Raw genomic sequence first — 12,362 nt, 5'->3', positions numbered from 1 at the left:
AGCCAAACCATCGTCTACACCGGCCACGGCGACACCACCACCATCGGCGACGAAATCGTCCACTACGACGACTGGGTCAAACGCGGCCACTGACGATGCGCCGCGAGGAACGAGCGGCGAGGAGGAAGGGCCAGAACCGACGCGGCCACTGATCCGCGGGTTCTGCCATTGCGCAATGGCATTCTCGGGTTAGCCTGAGCACATGGCCGAAGGGCCGCGCCGGGCGCAGCCATCACGATGCATACGCGTCGTGATGGTCTGCCTGGCCATGGTGGTTGCCGTCGCGTGTTCAGCGCCGACCCCGCCGCCCATGCCGCCGCTTCCGTCGCAGACGACACCGGCTCTTGGCGCGCCGATCCAACCCATACCGCGCATGGGCGTGTCGGGAACGTCGCTGACGCTCGACGGCAAGCCGTGGTGGCCCATCGGCATCAACGCCTATCAACTCGGCACGAACTGGTCGATCAACGCCGGGTGCGGCGCGCAGGTGGATCTCGATGACTACTTCCGCCGCCTCCAACCGCACTCACTTACCCGGTTCAACGTCTATTCGACGATGGCGGTGAACAAGCACACCGGCCAACTCGATTTCACTGCGCTCGATGCCGTGTTCAAGGTCGCCGAGCGGCACGGACAGCTGTTGATCGCGGTGCTCACGAGCGACGAAGGTGGTTGCGAGAACGACTATTTCAAGGACCACGCCTGGTACGCCGGGGGCTGGCGGACCGATGTTTCCCATGGCTTGCCGATGACCTTCGCCGCGTGGCTGGATACCGCGGTCAAGCGGTGGGGCGGTTCACCGGTGCTGGCCGGCTGGACCGCGGTCGGCGAACCCGAACCGTCGGATTGCTTTGACCACCACTGCCATTGGACCGATCGCACATGTGACCCCAACTCCGCCGATGTGCTCCGCGCGTTCTTCGACGCGACGGGATCCCGGATCCGCGAGTTGGACCCGGGAGCGCTGATCTTCAGCGGACACGCCGGCGGCGGGCAGTGCGGATCGCGCGGTGACGAGTTCGAGATGGTGAGCGCCTCACCCGGTCTGGATGTCTTGGAGTACCACTACTACGAGGAAACCGACTATCTGCCGGGTGACGTGTACGACGGCTTGCAGCGCCGCGTGAACCAGGCACGGACGGTGAACAAGCCGCTGCTCGTCGCCGAGATCGGCATGGAGGCGGGCTCGTGCGCAACGGAGGCTGAGCGCACGCATGTGCTCGGCGACGCGATCTACCGCATGCGGGCCAAAGGCGCGGCGGGGGCGATGTTCTGGGCGTTCGTGCCCGATCCGCGTCCCACCGAGTGCACCCTCGACATCGGGCCGGACGATCCACTGTTCGCCATGGTCGGGACGGCGACGAACTAGCTCTCCAGAATCCGGCGCTTTTCCGATTCGAACTCAGCCTCGGTGAGCGCCCCGGAATCGCGCAGCGCGGCAATCGTTTTGAGTTGCTCGATGCGAATTCCCTGATCGCTCGGCTGGTAGCTCGACATAATCTCGACCGGTTGCACCGGAACGATGGGCCGCACGCGTCTGCGTACTCGAGCCGACCAGATCAAGCTGGCGGTCAGCTCGAGCACGCTGAGCGCGAACAGCCCGCCGAAGAGCCAGAGCAGCCAGCCGTACTCGCTGCCGTGTCCGAACGAGAGACGTGGGTTGATGTAGCCCTGCACCTGACCGTCGGTGCTGATGCCATACGTACCGGCCTCGGCCACCTGCACGACCCATACCCGCACGCGGGCGTCGTTGTTCACCGTCGTTGTGCCGCCGAAACTCTCGGTGACGACGGGGTCAGGCGCCCCGTCGGGCGGCTCGACACCCAGTTGCAGCGGCGGCACCGGCAGGCCGCCGTTGGATCCGGTGACCAGGGTGTGGAAACTGACGGTGACTTCACCGGCAGGAAGCTCGACGCTGCCGGTTCCCGGGATGGGGACCTCGCCGTAGGCATCGAACTCGTCGAGGACGAACGCGTTGAGCACCAGCATGACCACGAAGCCGACGACGGCGGCCACCATGCTGCAGATGGACACCGCGATCGCGACACGCGGCGCGGTCCGGGCGCTGTTCATGGGCGAAGTGTGTCACGGTCGGGTCGCCGCCGACTACCGTCGGGATGAGGTTGCTACCGCCAGGAGGTCACATGGCCCGCGACGAGGCGCCGGCGCCGACCGCCGGTCCGAAGCGCCGGTTCACGCTGCGTTATTGGATGGCCCTGATCCTCGTCGGGCTCGCGGCGATATTCGTCGCGCAGAATCGTGGCCGCGTTGGCATCCACGTGCTGTGGGTGACCGTCGAGTCGCCGATGTGGTTCATCTTGGTCATCATTTTCGTCGTGGGACTTTTCATCGGTCTGCTGCTGCGCCGGCGGCGGGGTTAGTCATGCCGGAGTCCAGGATCAGCGCCCGGTCGGAATCCACGGCTGTTGGCAAGCGCAAGAAATCACCACCGCGCCAGCACACGGCGGGTCTGGATTCGGCGATCAAGCTGTTCGAGCAGTCCGCTCGAAGCGTTCCGCTGCCCGCGGCGCCGTACCCGATCGTCATCGCCGACTACGGTGCGGGCTCGGGCCACAACTCCATGCGGCCGATCGCGGCGGGCATCGCCGCACTGCGCGGTCGTACCCGTCCCGCCCAGTGCGTGCTCGTGACGCACACCGACACCGCCGAGAACGACTTCACCACGATGTTCCGCGGCCTGTCCGAAGACCCGGAGTCCTACTTGCGCAAGGATTCCGCCACGTTCACGTCAGCTGTCGGCCGCTCGTTCTACACCCAGATCCTGCCGTCGAACGCAGTCCATCTCGGCTGGTCTGCATGGGCCCTGGTTCGGCTCGGGAAGGTGCCCATGCGCATCGGGGACCACATCGCGGTGGCATACAGCGGCGACGCCCACGTCCGCACCGCCTATGCCCGGCAGGCCGCCCACGATTGGCACGAGTTCGTCGCGTTCCGCGGCCGCGAGCTGTCGCCGGGTGGCCAGTTGGTGGTGATGACGATGGCGTTGGGAGACGACGGCGACTTCGGCTACCGGCCGCTGTTCGATGCGGTGATCGACGGGCTGCAGGAGTTGGTCGCCGACGGCGTGGTGACCGCCGATGAGGTCGAGCGGATGACACTGCCCATCGTGGGCCGCCGCGCGGCCGATTTCACGGCGCCGTTCGCGCCGTCGGGCCGGTTCGAAAAGCTCTCGATCAGCCACCTCGAGGTGTTCGATGCCGAGGACGTGATCTTCAGTCAGTATCGAAAAGACAAGGACGCCGCCGCCTTCGGTCTGCGATGGGCGGATTTCTGCCGGTTCACGGCGTTGGACGATCTCGCTGACGCACTGGGTGACGACCCGCAGCGCCGACTGCGGTTTTTCGAGCGACTGCACGCCGGCATTGCGGCCCGGCTGGCCGCCGCACCCGAGCAGATGCGGATTCCGGTGGCCCAGCTGGTGTTGGAGAAGCGTCAGAGCGCCTGATCAGCCGGCGATTCGATCGCGAAAAGTGTTGCGGTAGTTCTGCGGTGTCACCCCGGTGAGTTTGCGGAACTGTTCGCGGAAGTTCGCGGGCGAGGAAAAGCCGACCTGCCTGCCGATGTGCTCGATACCGTCGGACGTGCATTCCAGCAGCTGTTGCGCGTGCCGGATCCGCACCCCGGCCAGCCACTGCATCGGAGTCTGGCCGGTCTCGGCTTGAAACCGGCGATTGAGTGTCCGCACGCTGACGGCTGCGCGCGCGGCTATGTCGGCCAACGTCAGATCGCGATGCGCCTCATGCTCGATCCAGCGCAAGACGTCGTCGAGTTCGGTGCGTTCACCGATGTGACGGGCTGTCAAGCTGTTTCGGCGAATGAACTGTGCCTGACCGCCGTCGCGGTGCAACGGCGCGACCGCCAGGCGGGCCGCGTCGGCGGCGACCGCGGCGCCGTGGTCCCGCCCGATCATGTGTAGACACAGGTCGATTCCCGCCGATGCGCCGGCTGACGTCAACAACTGCCCTTCGTCGACATAGAGCACGTCGGGATCGAGGTTTACCCCGGGGAACGCGGACCGGAAGGCGTCGGCCGCCAACCAGTGGGTGGTCGCCCGCTTGCCGTCCAGTAGACCGGCCGCGGCCACCACGAACGCGCCCGTGCAGATCGAAGCGATCCGGATTCCCGCCGCGTACGCGTCGCGCAGCGCTGCAAGGACTGCGTCGGACGGCGTCGTGGCGGCATTGTTGCAACCGGGTACGACGACGGTGTCCGCCTCAGGAAGCCGGCTCAGGTCGTGATCGGTGCCGATGCGCACGGGCCCGGCCGTCACGACCGGTTTCTCGCTGCACACCACGACGTGGTAGGCCGGCTCCCCGGACGCCAACCGCGCCCGGCCGAATGTCTCGACGGCGGTGCTGAGATCAAAGGTGTTGACGTCGGGCAGCGCGAGAACGGCGACGGTGTGCATGCGGTTACCTCGCCGAGATCGCGGCGTCGATCAGATGCGGTCCGGGTGCGGCGAGCGCGGCGCTGAACTGCGCGGCCAGTTCTTCGGCGGTCGTGGCCCGGGTGGCCGGCACTCCGAAACCCGTTGCAACAGAGACAAAGTCGATGTCAGGATTGCCGAGGTTCAGCAGCGACTGCGAGCGCTCGCCGCTGGCGCTGGTTCCGACTCGCTGCAGTTCCATCTGCAGAATGGCATAGGCGTGGTTGTTGAGGATCACCACGGTGACGTCGAGTTGCTCACGAGCCATCGTCCACAGCGCCGAGATCGTGTATGCGGCACTGCCGTCGGCTTGCAACGCGATGACAGGGCGGTGCGGTGCGGCGATCGCGGCGCCGATCGCGACCGGCAGACCCTGTCCGATGGCTCCGCCGGTAAGGGTGAGCAGATCGTGCGGGGCGGCGGATGCGGTCGCCGCGGGAAGCAGCACCCCGCTCGTATTGGCTTCATCGGAGACGATGGCGTTTTCGGGCAGCAGGGCGCCGATCACCTGTGCCCAGTTCTGCACATTGAGCGGTCCGGTGGGCAGCGTGCCGGGGCCGTTGTCGGGTGCGGCCGGCACCGCGCCACCGAGTTCGTCGGCGAGCTTCTCCAGGTCGGCGACCGCCAGTGTGTGCACCTGGGCATCCGCCGGGACAAGCCCACTCGGCTTGCCCGGATAGGCAAAGAACGACACCGGTTCTCGGGCGCCTGCGAGGATGAGATGCGTTGTGCCGTCGAGCTGTTGGGTCGCGAGCTCGGCCAGATACTGCAGTCGGTCGAGCGCGGGTATGCCGCGACCCCGGGCCAGGCGGGCCGGGAATGTCTCGACCAACGTGCGCGCACCGGTGGCCGCACGAATTCGCGCGGCTGCGACCAGACCGGCGGCGTCGGTCGCCGCCCCGCCCAGCAGGATGGTCACGCCGTCACCATGGGTTCGCGCTAAATCGGCGGCCTGCACGATCTCCAGGCCGGCAGCGTCATGCGCCTCGGGCACCACCGTATCGGGCGGCTCGGTCTGAGTTGCCGTACCCCACGAATAATCGGCGGGCAGGATCACCGTGGCCACGCGTCCTGGCGGACCCACTGCGCTGCGGACAGCATCGCGCACCACAGCGTCGAGATCGGCCGCCGAAGCCGGCCGGTGCACCGAACCGTGCAGCCACGTGCCGAGCGCGTCGATATCGGATTCCAGTGGTGCGTCAAGGCTTTTGTGGTAGGTGGCGTGATCGCCGACGACGTTGACGACGGGACTGTGCGCCCGCCGGGCGTTGTGCAGGTTCGCCAGCCCGTTGGCCATGCCTGGACCGAGGTGCAAAAGGGTCGCCGCGGGGCTGCCCGCGATGCGCGCATATCCGTCGGCCGCCCCGGTCGCGACGCCCTCGAACAGGCACAGCACCGGCCGCATCGCGGGTGCCGAGTCGAGCGCCGCGACGAAGTGCATCTCCGAGGTTCCCGGGTTGGCGAAACACACGTCGACGCCCTCGGCGAGCAGACGCTGCAGCACCACCTCCGCGCCGGTGCTCATGAGCGCCTGCGCATAAGGAGCAGCCCGCCGATTCCCAGCGCGGCGTCCTCGACCACCGTCGCGATGTTCCATGGTCCGCGCCGGTCCCCACTGCGGATCGCAGCCATGCGGGTCAGCGCCAGCAGGAGGGCCGCGACGGACCACGATCCGAGGAACGCCTCGGTGCGCCGCCCCGTCGCGTAGGCCACGACCCCATACCCCAGCCCGGCGTTGAAGGCGCCGATTTCACGTTGATACCACCGGTCATGCACCCATCCATAGTGATGGGCCACCCTGTCCGGCGCCAGTGCGTGGCCGATGAACGCGCCGAGCGCCATCGCCAATGCGCCGGTCCCGAGGACGAGTTCCGCGGTGCTTCTGTTGTTCGCCTCCATACCCACCTCCTATTGACTGATTATCAATCAGTATGCGACGGTAGGCCTACCGACCACGGGAGTCAATCGGAGTGAGGACATGAGGAAACGTCGGATAGACCTGTACAGCAAGCGAATTCTGCTCACCGGCGCGTCCAGCGGCATCGGGCGCGAACTGGCGCTGGCGCTGGCGGACAAGGGCGCAACCCTGGCAGTGACGGCTCGCCGAGAAGACCTGCTCAATCTGCTGGCAGACGAAATCTCCCACGCCGGGCCGGTCCGCCCCACCGTCCTGCGCGCCGATCTCGCCGAACCGGGCGCAGCCGCCGCCCTCGGCGCCCGGGCACTGGAGGCGCTCGGCGGCGTCGATATCCTCATCAACAACGCCGGGGCGAATCTCACCGGCGCACAGTCGTCCGTCGCGGACTCGGCCGCCGCGCGCGGCGTGTTCGAAATCAACCTGTGGTCACCACTCGCACTCACCGCAGCACTGCTGCCTGCCATGCACTCGGAAGGCAGTGGGACGATCGTCAACGTCACCTCGACCGTGCAGGCTGTCCCGCTGCCCCTGCTCGGCTATTACGCGGCATCGAAGGCCGCACTGGCCCAGGCCACCCGCTCGTTGCGGCTTGAGCTGGCCGAGACCCCGATCAGGGTCATGGAGGTGGTTCCCGGCTCCACCGATACCGCGTTGCGTGACATCGACGAATTGCCTTGGAAGACATCACCACCCAGGACACTGCCACCGGTCTCGCCTGCGGCGACCGCCGCTGCCGTGGTGCGCGCACTGCAGCGCGGCGCGACGCGCGTCGTCTATCCCGGCTACTCACTACTGCCGCTGGAAATCCCCGCTATCGGCCGGCTCGTCGCCGCGATCGGCGGCCGGCGGGTGAACACCCTCGGCGCCCTGCAACTGGAGAGCAATCGATGAACCGCCTGATCATTACCGACCGGCAGATCCGCGTCGGCACGACGCTCGCCATCACACACGTGGTGGTGGCGCTCATCGCCCATTTCGCGGTGCCCCGGTCGCTGGAGGAACGACTCGGACTGACCGCCGATCCCTGGTTCCGTCGTGAAACCGGCACTGTGAACGCCGGTTTCGCATACGGCCTGTACCGCATATTCCACGGTGAGCGGGATGCCACCTTTGTGCGCAGCACCGCGATCAGCGGTCTGCTGATGGCCGCGGTCCGCACCGTGGCCACGATGCGCAGAAAGCGTCAGGGACCGTTGTCTGTGCTCGTCATCGTCAGCGATCTGGTCCTCGGCCTGGGTGGGTTGGTGCTGGCCCGGCAGTTCGACCGATGAGCGGCCACCCCGGCGTGCGCGTGACAGCCGCCGATCTGGACCAACCGCCGCGGCCCGGCGCACCGAGCAAGCTCGCCCACATCGTGTTCAAAACGCCTCGGGCCGAGGCGATGGCCGACTGGTACGCCCACGTGTTGGACGCCGTCGTAGTGTTCGACGACAGCCGGATCACGTTCCTGACCTACGACAACGAGCATCACCGTGTCGCCCTCATCAAAGTGCCTCGCCTGCTGCGGTTTCCGGGACTCGTGTGGAAACTGCACCGCAAGGTCTACGGCGTCGACCACATCGCGTTCACCTACCCTGACCTCACCGCGCTGTTGTCCACGTACCGGCGCCTGGCCGACATCGGCATCGCGCCCGTGTGGTGCATCAACCACGGTCCCACGACGTCGATGTATTACGAGGACCCGGACGGTAACCGAATCGAATTGCAGGTGGACAACTTCACGACCAATCAGCAACTGCTGGACTGGCTGACCGGTGGAGAGTTCGATGCCAACCCCATCGGTGTCGAGTTCGATCCGGACGTCTTGCTGCGGCTGGCAGCGGCGGGTCATCCCGGACTCACCCGACGCGGATCCGCACCACCCGACGACCGGCCCGCCCGGGCTGGTCTGCGCGCGTTGCGCTGGAAAACCCTGTAGGAGAACGCGATATGAGACTTGCCACCTTCTCCACCGCCGGTGATGCCCCCCGTGTGGGAGTTGTGCTCGGCGACGAGATCGCCGATGTGGGCTCGGGTGACGACGGTCCCCAGTCGATGGCGGCTCTGCTTCGGCGCCGGGACTGGGCCAGCGCACTGACGCCGATGCTCGCCCGGGTGCCGCGGATTCCGGTCGAATGCGCCGTACTCCGTGCCCCGGTACCCGCGCCATCGCTCTTCATGGCGATCGGACTCAACGCACCCGATCATCGCAAGGACATCAATGCGAGATGGTTGATGCGCGAACCCAAGCTCATCCGCATCGCCGCCGGCTACCTGCTCGCGCACCCACGGCCCAGGTATCCGTTCTTCTTCGCCAAGGCGCCGTCGTCGATCGTCGGCCCCGACGAACCCATCCTGCTGCCGCGCGGGGCCGGTCAGGTCGACTGGGAGGGCGAGCTCGCCGTCGTCATCGGTGCCGGCATCCACGATGTCGACGACGCGGCCGCGCGGGATGCCATTGCGGGCTACCTGATCGCCAACGATGTTTCGATACGTGACTGGCAGACCGACAACCCGACTGCCACGTCGTTGGCCAAGAGTCATCCCACCCACGGCCCGTTGGGACCGTGGCTCGTGACCCCGGACGAACTCGATTTGGCGACGATGGAGCTGCGCACATTCCTCAACGGCGAGCAGCGTCAGCACGGCAAGATCAGTGAGCTGCTGCTCTCGCCGGCACAGGTGGTCAGCCGACTGAGCCGGTTCTGCGCGCTGCAACCCGGTGACGTGGTCGCGTGCGGAACGTTCGGCGGCACCGGCTGGCCGGTCGGCCGGTTCCTGCGACCCGGCGACTCGGTCCGGATCGAGGTGGACGGCATCGGGACGCTGACCAATCCGGTGGCAACCGGTCCCGCTAACCTGAACTGATGGTTGCAAGAGCCGCCGTCGCCGATCGGCGTCAGCTGATCATCGACGCGGCCAGGAAGCTGTTCGCGACACGTCCGTACGATCAGGTCACCACGTCGGAGATCGCCAAGAACGCCGGCGTGGCCTACGGGTTGATCGCACACCACTTCGACAACAAACGTGGGCTCTACCTGGCTGTCATGAACGAGATCGCCGTCGAGATCGCCGCCGCGCAACTCGCCCCGCCGCCACCCGATGCCACCCCGGTCGATCAGCTGCGCCACGCGTTGCGTAACCACATCACCTACATCGATTCGTACTCAGACAGTTTCGTCGCGCTGCTCCGCGGCGCACTCGGCGCCGACCCTGAACACCAGGCTGCCATCGAACGCCTCCGTTGGCTGGGCGCGCAGCGGATCCTGTCGGCGCTCGGCATTGTCGAGCCCGTCACGGCAGCATTGCGCACGGCCATGCACGGCTGGGTCGGCTACCTCGACGAGATGATGATCGACCGGATCACCAACCGCGACATCGACATTGACGCTCTGGTCGAGCTGGCCACCGCCGCACTGGTCGCCACGCTGCGCACCGCAGCGGCGGTCGACCCGTCGATCGTCTACTCCCCCGACGTCACGTCCGCACTGGAGTCTTTCCGATGATCGGGGCTGGCGCAGATGACCTCCACCGTCGCATCGATCAGCGCGTCGAGTTCGTCGGCTGACGCGCCGGTGCGGACACGCACCGCCAGGTTGTTCAACGCAGCCGTCGCGATCTGAGCTAGCATCTCCGGCGGATGGTCGGCCAGCTCACCCTGGTGGGCCGCACGCTCGAACCGTTCGGTGAATGCGACGGTGAACGCGTCGAATGTCACCTCGACGATAGCGCAAATATCCTTGTCCCCCATAGCTTCTGTGACGGCAGTGCCGATCAGGAAGCAGCCGCGCGAGTCGTCGGCCAGGTAGAAGTCTCGCGCGCCGCGGTAGACCTCACGTAACGCTTGGCGCAGCGGCGTCGGACGCCGTAACGCTTCGGCCACCACGGCGCGGCTGGTCTCGGCGTAGTCGGTCACCGCCTGCCGATACAGCGCCCGCTTGTCGCCGAACGCCGCATAGATACTGGGGCGGTTCATGTTCATCCCTGACGCCAGGTCATCCAGCGATGTCCCGGCATAGCCGTTGCGCCAGAACACGTCACGCGCCAGGCCGAGCGCACGCGCCGGGTCGTACGCGCGCGGACGTCCCCGCCGTTTCGGTTGAGTACTGGTCACGGCCGGAATTTTATACTAATTTGCACAAAATGAGCATCTACCACGTCGAAGCCGGCGAGGGTGAGCCGGTTCTCCTGTTACACGGATACCCGCAGAGCGCATCCTGCTGGCGTCATCAAATCCCCACTCTCGCGGCCCGACACCGCGTCATCGCGCCGGACTGGCCGGGCTTCGGCCGGTCGGATCCACCTCCCACGCCGGCCACCTACGATGCCGAGGTGGAGCGTATCGGCGAAATCGCCGACCGCTTCGGGCTGGACCGTTTCAATCTGGTCGCGCACGATTACGGCGGCTTCCTCGGCCTCGGCTACACCCTGCGTCACCCGGAGCGGGTGCTGCGGCTGGCCCTCCTGAACACGCGGGCCCACAGCATCTTTCGGCCCTGGTTCTACCAGTTCTCCCGCGGCCAGCGCTGGGCCGTCACGAGCACACCCGGCCTTGCACGGCGACTTCCGTTGGGTCGCATCCACCAACTCGTCCTTCGTCCGTATCGCCGGCTCGGCTGTTGGGACAACGCGCTAGAGCACGAGTACCTGGACTGGATGGACACCCCACAGGGACGGCGCACATTCGTCGACTTCTTCACGCACTATCACCTGCCCGTGGTCGCGTGGCTCGCCGAAGGACTCCCCTCCATCGATTGCCCGACCGCCATCATCTGGGGTGACCGCGATCGTTATATACCGGTGCGCACCGCCCTGGAACTCGCCGAACGCATCCCCGATGCGACGTTGACGCGCCTGCACGGCGCCGACCACTACGTCATGGAAGAACGACCGAGAGAAGTGACGGACGCGCTGGTTGAGCTACTCGCTCGGCCGTGCGTCGTTCCCGGCAACCTGTGAGTGGCAAGATTCCGTCGGCACATGGCCATCTGGCCACTGTTGAAGGCGGGTCCGGCATCGCAACGATGGCAACGTGTATGCGCAGATTCTGTTGTTCGACGGATTCGACCCGTTGGATGTCATCGCACCATTCGAGGTATTGAGCGCCGGTAGTGACTCGGTCGGCGGCGAGCTGATCGTGGAACTTGTTGCGGCCGAAGGGCCGCGGCCCGTCGTCAGCGGTAACCGCGGACTCACCCTTCAGGCGACGGGCCGCCTCGATCCGGAGAAACCGGGATTCGTGGTCGTCCCCGGCGTGGCCGGGCCTGTCGATGGCGACCCGGATGAAGGTGCGGTGACCATTCCGGTGCTCCTTGCCCGATTCGGCGAAACCGACGCGGTCGAGTTGATGCGCCGGGCCATGTCGAATCCCGACATCGTCGTCGCGTGCGTGTGCGGCGGTTCCCTCGCCCTCGCAATGGCGGGCCTGTTGGACGGCCGGCGGGCCGTCACCCATCACCTCGGCATGGACGTGCTTGAGGCGACCGGCGTGACACCGATAAGCGCGAAAGTTGTCGACGACGGCGATCTGGTGACGTCGGGCGCGGTGACCTCCGGCCTCGACCTCGCCCTGTATCTCCTCCACCGAACCTATGGCCCGCGCATCGCGTTGGCCGTCGAGTCGCTGTTCGACTACGAACGACGCGGAACCGTCTGGACCGACACCGGCCGTCACGCGGAGGCGGTGTGATGAGCATCAACGGAATCTGGGACGTCAAGATCAAAACTCCCATCGGTTCACTGGCCGTCATCTACCGGTTCTCGGAGAGCGACGGCATTGTCAACGGATCGGCGGAAGGCAAAGGCGAGACCGTCCAACTGGAGGACATCATGGTCACCAATCAGCCTGATGCGCAGCGGATCAGGTGGAAACAGTCGATCACCAAGCCCATGCGTCTCAACCTCGACTTCGACGTCAGCGTGACCGGCGACCAGATGTCCGGGCACTCCAAAGCCGGCCGCCTGCCACGCTCAGTTATCAGCGGCATCCGTCGGGTGAATCAGGCTGGTTGACAGTCG

Annotated in this window: 16 protein-coding genes and 1 pseudogene; 12 read left to right on the top strand and 5 right to left on the bottom strand. The window is 66.5% G+C overall.

Annotated features, from left to right (window positions below; genetic code table 11):
- Window positions 1-93 (top strand): annotated as a pseudogene (locus tag ACRCUN_RS34060) (MBL fold metallo-hydrolase); the annotation flags it as partial.
- Window positions 94-202: 109 nt separating this feature from the next.
- Window positions 203-1,369, top strand: a complete 1,167-nt coding sequence (locus ACRCUN_RS34055; protein WP_462146011.1) for a beta-mannosidase — start codon at window positions 203-205, stop codon at window positions 1,367-1,369.
- On the opposite strand, the gene ACRCUN_RS34050 is transcribed toward ACRCUN_RS34055, so the two are convergent.
- Window positions 1,366-2,019, bottom strand: a complete 654-nt coding sequence (locus ACRCUN_RS34050; RefSeq protein WP_462146012.1) for an SHOCT domain-containing protein — start codon at window positions 2,017-2,019, stop codon at window positions 1,366-1,368. The two genes, ACRCUN_RS34055 and ACRCUN_RS34050, sit on opposite strands and share 4 nt — an antisense overlap.
- 125 nt (window positions 2,020-2,144) lie before the next feature.
- Between ACRCUN_RS34050 and ACRCUN_RS34045 the strand changes: the two genes are divergently transcribed.
- Both ACRCUN_RS34045 and ACRCUN_RS34040 read left to right on the top strand, forming a co-directional pair.
- Complete coding sequence (locus tag ACRCUN_RS34045) at window positions 2,145-2,381, top strand: LapA family protein (protein WP_462146010.1); 237 nt, start codon at window positions 2,145-2,147, stop codon at window positions 2,379-2,381.
- A gap of 2 nt (window positions 2,382-2,383) precedes the next feature.
- Window positions 2,384-3,466, top strand: coding sequence for a class I SAM-dependent methyltransferase (locus tag ACRCUN_RS34040; RefSeq protein WP_462146009.1), 1,083 nt, complete (start codon window positions 2,384-2,386; stop codon window positions 3,464-3,466).
- On the opposite strand, the gene ACRCUN_RS34035 is transcribed toward ACRCUN_RS34040, so the two are convergent.
- From ACRCUN_RS34035 to ACRCUN_RS34025, 3 genes are read right to left on the bottom strand one after another with little or no spacing between them, the layout of a single operon-like run.
- Window positions 3,467-4,429 carry a GlxA family transcriptional regulator gene (locus ACRCUN_RS34035; protein WP_462146008.1) on the bottom strand — a complete coding sequence of 321 codons (963 nt, stop codon included), beginning with the start codon at window positions 4,427-4,429 and terminating at the stop codon, window positions 3,467-3,469.
- 4 nt (window positions 4,430-4,433) lie between these two features.
- Window positions 4,434-5,972 carry an acetolactate synthase large subunit gene (locus ACRCUN_RS34030; RefSeq protein ID WP_462146007.1) on the bottom strand — a complete coding sequence of 513 codons (1,539 nt, stop codon included), beginning with the start codon at window positions 5,970-5,972 and terminating at the stop codon, window positions 4,434-4,436.
- Window positions 5,969-6,346: a hypothetical protein gene (locus ACRCUN_RS34025; RefSeq protein WP_462146006.1), complete on the bottom strand. Its 378-nt coding sequence runs from the start codon at window positions 6,344-6,346 to the stop codon at window positions 5,969-5,971. The genes ACRCUN_RS34030 and ACRCUN_RS34025 overlap by 4 nt, the downstream gene beginning before the upstream one ends.
- 79 nt (window positions 6,347-6,425) lie before the next feature.
- On the opposite strand from ACRCUN_RS34025, the gene ACRCUN_RS34020 reads away from it, so the two are divergent.
- From ACRCUN_RS34020 to ACRCUN_RS34000, 5 genes are read left to right on the top strand one after another with little or no spacing between them, the layout of a single operon-like run.
- Window positions 6,426-7,256 carry an SDR family NAD(P)-dependent oxidoreductase gene (locus ACRCUN_RS34020; protein WP_462146005.1) on the top strand — a complete coding sequence of 277 codons (831 nt, stop codon included), beginning with the start codon at window positions 6,426-6,428 and terminating at the stop codon, window positions 7,254-7,256.
- Window positions 7,253-7,636 carry a hypothetical protein gene (locus tag ACRCUN_RS34015; RefSeq protein WP_462146004.1) on the top strand — a complete coding sequence of 128 codons (384 nt, stop codon included), beginning with the start codon at window positions 7,253-7,255 and terminating at the stop codon, window positions 7,634-7,636. Before ACRCUN_RS34020 ends, ACRCUN_RS34015 begins: the two co-directional genes overlap by 4 nt.
- Window positions 7,633-8,283, top strand: a complete 651-nt coding sequence (locus ACRCUN_RS34010) for a VOC family protein (protein WP_462146003.1) — start codon at window positions 7,633-7,635, stop codon at window positions 8,281-8,283. Before ACRCUN_RS34015 ends, ACRCUN_RS34010 begins: the two co-directional genes overlap by 4 nt.
- 11 nt (window positions 8,284-8,294) lie before the next feature.
- Window positions 8,295-9,212 (top strand): fumarylacetoacetate hydrolase family protein, encoded by a 918-nt coding sequence (locus ACRCUN_RS34005; protein WP_462146002.1) that lies wholly within the window; start codon window positions 8,295-8,297, stop codon window positions 9,210-9,212.
- Window positions 9,212-9,850 carry a TetR/AcrR family transcriptional regulator gene (locus tag ACRCUN_RS34000; RefSeq protein ID WP_462146001.1) on the top strand — a complete coding sequence of 213 codons (639 nt, stop codon included), beginning with the start codon at window positions 9,212-9,214 and terminating at the stop codon, window positions 9,848-9,850. Before ACRCUN_RS34005 ends, ACRCUN_RS34000 begins: the two co-directional genes overlap by 1 nt.
- Here the strand turns inward: ACRCUN_RS34000 and ACRCUN_RS33995 are convergent.
- Window positions 9,808-10,458 carry a TetR/AcrR family transcriptional regulator gene (locus tag ACRCUN_RS33995; RefSeq protein WP_462146000.1) on the bottom strand — a complete coding sequence of 217 codons (651 nt, stop codon included), beginning with the start codon at window positions 10,456-10,458 and terminating at the stop codon, window positions 9,808-9,810. The genes ACRCUN_RS34000 and ACRCUN_RS33995 overlap by 43 nt on opposite strands.
- A gap of 29 nt (window positions 10,459-10,487) precedes the next feature.
- On the opposite strand from ACRCUN_RS33995, the gene ACRCUN_RS33990 reads away from it, so the two are divergent.
- The 3 genes from ACRCUN_RS33990 to ACRCUN_RS33980 all read left to right on the top strand — a co-directional run bounded on the left by ACRCUN_RS33990 (window position 10,488) and on the right by ACRCUN_RS33980 (window position 12,356).
- Window positions 10,488-11,303, top strand: coding sequence for an alpha/beta fold hydrolase (locus tag ACRCUN_RS33990; protein WP_462145999.1), 816 nt, complete (start codon window positions 10,488-10,490; stop codon window positions 11,301-11,303).
- A gap of 73 nt (window positions 11,304-11,376) precedes the next feature.
- Complete coding sequence (locus ACRCUN_RS33985) at window positions 11,377-12,033, top strand: DJ-1/PfpI family protein (protein WP_462145998.1); 657 nt, start codon at window positions 11,377-11,379, stop codon at window positions 12,031-12,033.
- The gene (locus tag ACRCUN_RS33980; protein WP_462145997.1) at window positions 12,033-12,356 is read left to right on the top strand and encodes a hypothetical protein; all 324 of its coding nucleotides are present in this window, start codon (window positions 12,033-12,035) and stop codon (window positions 12,354-12,356) included. Before ACRCUN_RS33985 ends, ACRCUN_RS33980 begins: the two co-directional genes overlap by 1 nt.
- Window positions 12,357-12,362: the final 6 nt, after the last annotated feature.

It is taken from the genome of Mycobacterium venezuelense, from assembly GCF_054919535.1.
The sequence above is the reverse complement of the archived record's forward strand: the minus strand, read 5'-3'. Positions and strand labels throughout refer to the sequence as shown.

Bases quoted from the DNA above. Each gene is read 5' to 3' on its own strand.
- ACRCUN_RS34055 (WP_462146011.1), top strand. From the start codon at position 203: ATGGCCGAAGGGCCGCGCCGGGCGCAGCCATCACGATGCATACGCGTC.
- ACRCUN_RS34050 (WP_462146012.1), bottom strand. From the start codon at position 2,019: ATGGTGGCCGCCGTCGTCGGCTTCGTGGTCATGCTGGTGCTCAACGCG.
- ACRCUN_RS34045 (WP_462146010.1), top strand. From the start codon at position 2,145: ATGGCCCGCGACGAGGCGCCGGCGCCGACCGCCGGTCCGAAGCGCCGG.
- ACRCUN_RS34040 (WP_462146009.1), top strand. From the start codon at position 2,384: ATGCCGGAGTCCAGGATCAGCGCCCGGTCGGAATCCACGGCTGTTGGC.
- ACRCUN_RS34035 (WP_462146008.1), bottom strand. From the start codon at position 4,429: ATGCACACCGTCGCCGTTCTCGCGCTGCCCGACGTCAACACCTTTGAT.
- ACRCUN_RS34030 (WP_462146007.1), bottom strand. From the start codon at position 5,972: ATGAGCACCGGCGCGGAGGTGGTGCTGCAGCGTCTGCTCGCCGAGGGC.
- ACRCUN_RS34025 (WP_462146006.1), bottom strand. From the start codon at position 6,346: ATGGAGGCGAACAACAGAAGCACCGCGGAACTCGTCCTCGGGACCGGC.
- ACRCUN_RS34020 (WP_462146005.1), top strand. From the start codon at position 6,426: ATGAGGAAACGTCGGATAGACCTGTACAGCAAGCGAATTCTGCTCACC.
- ACRCUN_RS34015 (WP_462146004.1), top strand. From the start codon at position 7,253: ATGAACCGCCTGATCATTACCGACCGGCAGATCCGCGTCGGCACGACG.
- ACRCUN_RS34010 (WP_462146003.1), top strand. From the start codon at position 7,633: ATGAGCGGCCACCCCGGCGTGCGCGTGACAGCCGCCGATCTGGACCAA.
- ACRCUN_RS34005 (WP_462146002.1), top strand. From the start codon at position 8,295: ATGAGACTTGCCACCTTCTCCACCGCCGGTGATGCCCCCCGTGTGGGA.
- ACRCUN_RS34000 (WP_462146001.1), top strand. From the start codon at position 9,212: ATGGTTGCAAGAGCCGCCGTCGCCGATCGGCGTCAGCTGATCATCGAC.
- ACRCUN_RS33990 (WP_462145999.1), top strand. From the start codon at position 10,488: ATGAGCATCTACCACGTCGAAGCCGGCGAGGGTGAGCCGGTTCTCCTG.
- ACRCUN_RS33980 (WP_462145997.1), top strand. From the start codon at position 12,033: ATGAGCATCAACGGAATCTGGGACGTCAAGATCAAAACTCCCATCGGT.